Consider the following 4,836-nt stretch of genomic DNA (forward strand, 5'->3'; position numbering starts at 1 on the left):
GGATTCCTCGGATTTCGCCTTCCAGATGGCCGGCGCGCTGGCGCTCAAAGAAGCCGCGGCCGCGGCGAAACCGGCCCTGCTCGAGCCGATCGACGAGGTCTCCGTGCTGATACCCGATGACCTCGTCGGCGCCGTGATGAGCGACTTGTCCGGCCGTCGCGGGCGGGTGCTGGGGACCGACACGGCCGGCAATGACCGCACATTGGTGAGATCCGAAGTCCCACAGGTCGAGTTGACCCGTTACGCAATCGATTTGCGCTCGCTCTCACACGGAGCGGCCTCGTTCACCCGCACCTTCGCCCGGTATGAACCGATGCCAGAATCCGCTGCGGCGCGAGTGAAGTCCGCGGGCTGACGCGCCACGCGGCCCACAGAGCCAACGCATAGTCGGTGCAATTTCCGCTTGCCACATCGTGGCCAGCGTAGGACTTCGACATCACTCTCTAGCGCGCATTTGGTGCGTGAACAGCACTGATAATTGCAAAGTGGTTATAACGATCGCGACTTGCGCAACTAATAATCTGTTTGCTGAGCGCTGGATAGGGCATATTAGAGCTAGGGAATGCGAGCGCTTCGGGCTTGCATCGTCTCGGAGGGTGGGAACCGTGGTGAGAGCGATTCGAATGGGATGGCTTGCGGCCCTGACCGCAATGCTGGCCGTGGCGGGATCGGTGGCCACGGGCACGGCGGCGATCGCACCGCCAAACCAGTCCGCGGGCGTGGCATCGATCCAGCCGGCCAACGGCGCCGTGGTCGGCGTGGCCCACCCGGTGATCGTCACGTTCACCGCCCCGGTCACCAACCGTGTCGCCGCCGAACGGGCAATCAAGATCACCGCACCGAATCACGTCACCGGGCGATTCGACTGGGTCGACACCAACACCGTCCAGTGGAAGCCGGACGGTTACTGGCCGGCCCACAGCCATGTCGGCGTCGAAGTCCATGCGCTGTCAACCGGTTTCGATACCGGTGATCAGGTGGTAGGCGTCGCCAGCATCTCCGCGCACACGTTCACGGTCAGCCAGAATGGCGAGGTGCTGCGCACGATGCCGGCGTCGATGGGTAAGCCCACTCGTCCAACACCGATCGGAAATTTCTCTGCGCTGTCCAAAGAGCGCACGGTCGTCATGGACTCGCGGACCATCGGGATCCCCCTCGAGTCGTCGGAGGGATACAAGATCACCGCGTCGTACGCGGTCCGGGTCACCTGGAGCGGCGTTTACGTGCACTCGGCCCCATGGTCGGTGGACTCTCAGGGCTATTCGAACGTCAGCCATGGCTGCATCAACCTCAGCCCGGACAACGCCGCGTGGTACTTCGACACGGTCCACATCGGGGACCCCATCAACGTGGTGGCCTGACCCCGATTTCTGAGGCGGCGACGTCGGTGTGACGGCGGTCACACCGCTACGCCGGAAGACATCACCGGGCTGCCTCTGTTGCGCATACATAGGGCTGTAACGCATGAGCGATCAACTCGATACACCTGACCTCGGTCAATTGTTCAAAGTCGCTGCAGCCGAGAGATTTTCGCAACGACGAGCAGGGAGAGCACGATGGTAGCCGCACAAGCCCGAGCAGTCCGCTTCGACCGTTACGGCGGGCGCGAGGAGTTGTACGTGGCCGATATCGATCGACCGTCGCCCAGTGCCGGCGAGGTGCTGGTCGAGGTTCGCGCAGCCGGCATCAACCCCGGTGAGATCGGCATCCGCAGCGGGGCACTGCACGAACGATTCCCCGCTACCTTCCCGTCCGGCGAGGGCAGCGACCTGGCCGGTGTGGTGCTCGAGGTCGGAGACGGTGTCAGCGATTTCGCCGTCGGCGACGAGGTGCTGGGTTTCAGTTTCCAGCGGTCGAGCCACGCCACCCACGCGAAAGTCCCGGTCGACCAGCTGATCCACAAACCTGCCGAGTTGAGTTGGGAGGTCGCGGGTTCGCTGTACGTCGTCGGCGTCACGGCTTATGCGGCTGTTCGCGCTGTCGCGCCGCAGCCGGGTGAGACCGTCGCGGTCTCCGCCGCGGCCGGAGGCGTTGGCAGCCTGGTGGTCCAGCTGTTGGCACTGCGCGACGTGCGGGTGTTGGGTATCGCATCGTCGGGCAATGCCGAGTGGCTCCGCGCGCACGGTGTCGAGCAGATCGAATACGGAGACGGCTTGGCGCAGCGACTGCGGGATGCCGCACCGGACGGCATCGATGCCTTCATCGACCTGTTCGGACCGGACTACGTGCAGCTGGCGGTCGACCTCGGCGTGTCACCGGAGCGGATCAACACCATCATCTCCTTCGAGAAGGCCGCCGAGGTCGGCGCGAAAAGCGAGGGCAGCGCTGAGGCCTCGACGCCGGCGGTGCTGACCGAGATCGCCGATCTGGTCGCTTCCGGCGCACTCGACTTCGATGTCGCCGCGACCTACCCGCTCGACCGGGTCGTCGACGCGTTCGCAGAACTCGAGCAACGACACACGCACGGCAAGATCGTTCTGCTGCCTCAGGTTTCGTGATCCTGGTCAGGACGCGGTGGCCTGGCCGGCCATGCCGCTGTCATCGTCGACGGCGCTGACCGGTCTCGCTTTCTGGGCTATCCGGCTCCGGTAGTACGACCATGGCTGACGCTCCTCTACCGGAACGCCGACCATCTGGTCGAGCAGGTTGGTGGCTTGCAGCGCATCGGCGAGATGGCGCTGCAGCCTACCCAAATCGCTGAGTGCTTTGAACGTGTCGTCGCCGGCGGTGGTGGGAATGCTGCCGTCCGCGAGGAGTTCCAATGCCCTGAACAGGGCCGCGCGGACGTCGCCGCACGCCCGATGAATCTGACGCTCGGGATTGGGACGCATGATGGTCTCCTCAGGGGAAGCCCGACCCATCGATACGAACGAGTCAGCCACCGCCAATTGCAGTTCGGCACAAGAAGAACCGAACACCGGGAGGCTCAGGCGGCGGCGGGAAGGCCGCTACCGGATCGGGACGAAATGGATTTCCGATATGGATGCGGACTATCGCTCGGACTCATATCGCCCTCACCTCCTTACGGCCAGGACACACGGGGGTGTCACCACAGTGCACGCGTGACGGGGGTTTGGAGCCGCCGGCAGGCGGACCAACCTGCACCCCCATCGTCGGAGCTTCGGCACTGCACGGCGTATCCGGTGGTACACCCGGAAGCCACTTGGGCTCAACCCTTAGGTCGGGAGGAGCTGTCCTGACCCGGGGCGTCTCTCGACGTTCGGGGTCAGTGGCCTGTATCCGTGCAGACGCCTCACCTACCGAGGTGCTTGCCGGTCCATCCTCGCACCACTATCAATGCTCGTCAAACATGGTGGAGACCAATTCTCACGGCCGCGTGGCTAGGCTCGACGGCATGGCCACCACACTGCAGGATCCTCGAGTCGCCGAAACGCTTGACCGGATGTATACCGAGTCGCGCGAACAGATGTCACAGTTGCGCGCGAGCCGCCCCGACATGTCGACGGCGCGGACCGCGCAGGAACGCGCCGACACGATGAGCAACTTCTATATCCCCGTGACGCCAGAGGCCGGCCGGCTGCTGTACTCGCTGGTACGAGCGACGCGTCCAAACACCATCGTGGAATTCGGTATGTCATTTGGCATTTCGGCGCTGCACCTGGCTTCGGCGTTGCGCGACAACGGCAGCGGCCAGGTGGTGACCACCGAGCTCAGCGAGAGCAAGATCGCCGCCGCGAAGAAGACCTTCGCCGAAACCGGGCTGGACGATGTGATCACCGTCCTCGGCGGCGACGCGCTTTCCACCCTGGAGAGCCTGGACGGGCCGATTGACTTCGTGCTGCTCGACGGCTGGAAAGAGCTGTATCTCCCGGTGCTCAAACTGCTCGAGGACCGTCTGTCACCCGGCGCTCTCGTCATCGCCGACAACACCGAGATGGCCGATGCGAAGCCCTACCTCGACTACGTCCGTGACAGTGAAAACGGCTATGTCAGCGTCAATTTCGCCGCCCGGGAGAGTGACAGCATGGAGATCAGCTGCCACGCCGGCGTTTAGTCACCGCGGGCGCAGCGATTGCTCGAGCCAGGGTGTCAGCCACTGAACGCCTTCCTCGGTCAAGTGCACGCCGTCGCTGCGGACCTGGATGCCATCGACTTTGGCGGTGTACGTGCCCTCAGGACACAGCTTCTTTTTGAAGTCCAGTATCCGCACGTCCGGACGATTGCCAATGGTCTTGCCCAGCATGGCGTTCCATTCGTCCACCCGCTCAGGCTGATCCTCGGGATACAGGCTGCCGTCCGGCCGTTCACCGCGCCTGCTGTACGGCAGGTTCGCGACGGTCAGCGGCGCACCGCTGAAGCTGAGGATGTCCACCGCACGCCGTAGCTCGGCGCCGATGTAGGAGTCGAAGGCCGGATCCCCGATGTGCGTCCAGCGTCCCTCATTGACCCGGTCTACGGTCTCCCAGCGGCCGATCACCAGCAGGACGGCATCGGGCTGGTCGACGGCGATCTGCGATGTCCACCGGCCCGGCCATGATTCGCATTCGCTTTTCTGGTCCAGGGTCTGGCCGAGGTAGCTATACGGGCCGCCGCGCACCAGGCTGCAGCCGATCACGGTGTGGTCGATGAATTGGAACCCGGGGGTTTGCGGCAGGAAGTGCATCATCGTCCAGCCGATCGAGTCGCCGAACACCGAGACGGTGAACGGCCGCCGCGGGTCTCGCTGTGTGATGGCCCGGGCGGGCCGGACTCCCTGGGGAGGCGACGGCGACACGACCGCGACCGGCGACACACCGGGCGGAAGGCTGGCGTCGAGCGCGCTGACGCCGGGCTTGTGCACGACGGGAACCACCAGCAGCGTGATCGCCGCGGCAC

5 protein-coding genes, 1 pseudogene and 1 riboswitch are annotated in these 4,836 nt (G+C 64.6%); of the genes and pseudogenes, 4 read left to right on the top strand and 2 right to left on the bottom strand.

All coding sequences use genetic code 11. The annotated features are described in order from the left end of the window. The 3 genes and pseudogenes from WAN02_RS22475 to WAN02_RS22485 all read left to right on the top strand — a co-directional run. Positions 1–355 (top strand): annotated as a pseudogene (locus tag WAN02_RS22475) (elongation factor G-like protein EF-G2); the annotation flags it as partial. 268 nt (positions 356–623) lie between these two features. Further along, entirely contained in the window at positions 624–1,361 is a 738-nt protein-coding gene (locus WAN02_RS22480) for a L,D-transpeptidase (RefSeq protein WP_422266528.1), read from the top strand. A gap of 195 nt (positions 1,362–1,556) precedes the next feature. After that, positions 1,557–2,498, top strand: coding sequence for an NADP-dependent oxidoreductase (locus WAN02_RS22485; RefSeq protein WP_422266530.1), 942 nt, complete (start codon positions 1,557–1,559; stop codon positions 2,496–2,498). 6 nt (positions 2,499–2,504) lie between these two features. Here the strand turns inward: WAN02_RS22485 and WAN02_RS22490 are convergent, their stop codons facing one another. After that, entirely contained in the window at positions 2,505–2,831 is a 327-nt protein-coding gene (locus WAN02_RS22490; RefSeq protein ID WP_422266532.1) for a hypothetical protein, read from the bottom strand. Between the two features lie 267 nt (positions 2,832–3,098). Next, a riboswitch (M-box (ykoK) riboswitch) is annotated at positions 3,099–3,272 on the bottom strand. Positions 3,273–3,355: 83 nt separating this feature from the next. On the opposite strand from WAN02_RS22490, the gene WAN02_RS22495 reads away from it, so the two are divergent. Then, positions 3,356–4,015: an O-methyltransferase gene (locus tag WAN02_RS22495; protein WP_422266534.1), complete on the top strand. Its 660-nt coding sequence runs from the start codon at positions 3,356–3,358 to the stop codon at positions 4,013–4,015. Here the strand turns inward: WAN02_RS22495 and WAN02_RS22500 are convergent. Then, positions 4,016–4,836: SGNH/GDSL hydrolase family protein (locus tag WAN02_RS22500; RefSeq protein ID WP_422266536.1), on the bottom strand; the 821-nt coding region annotated here is incomplete at its 5' end.

The sequence above is a fragment of the Mycobacterium sp. genome (assembly GCF_049281135.1).
GTDB lineage: Bacteria > Actinomycetota > Actinomycetes > Mycobacteriales > Mycobacteriaceae > Mycobacterium.

Bases quoted from the DNA above. Each gene is read 5' to 3' on its own strand.
- WAN02_RS22485 (WP_422266530.1), top strand. From the start codon at position 1,557: ATGGTAGCCGCACAAGCCCGAGCAGTCCGCTTCGACCGTTACGGCGGG.
- WAN02_RS22490 (WP_422266532.1), bottom strand. From the start codon at position 2,831: ATGCGTCCCAATCCCGAGCGTCAGATTCATCGGGCGTGCGGCGACGTC.
- WAN02_RS22480 (WP_422266528.1), top strand. From the start codon at position 624: ATGGGATGGCTTGCGGCCCTGACCGCAATGCTGGCCGTGGCGGGATCG.
- WAN02_RS22495 (WP_422266534.1), top strand. From the start codon at position 3,356: ATGGCCACCACACTGCAGGATCCTCGAGTCGCCGAAACGCTTGACCGG.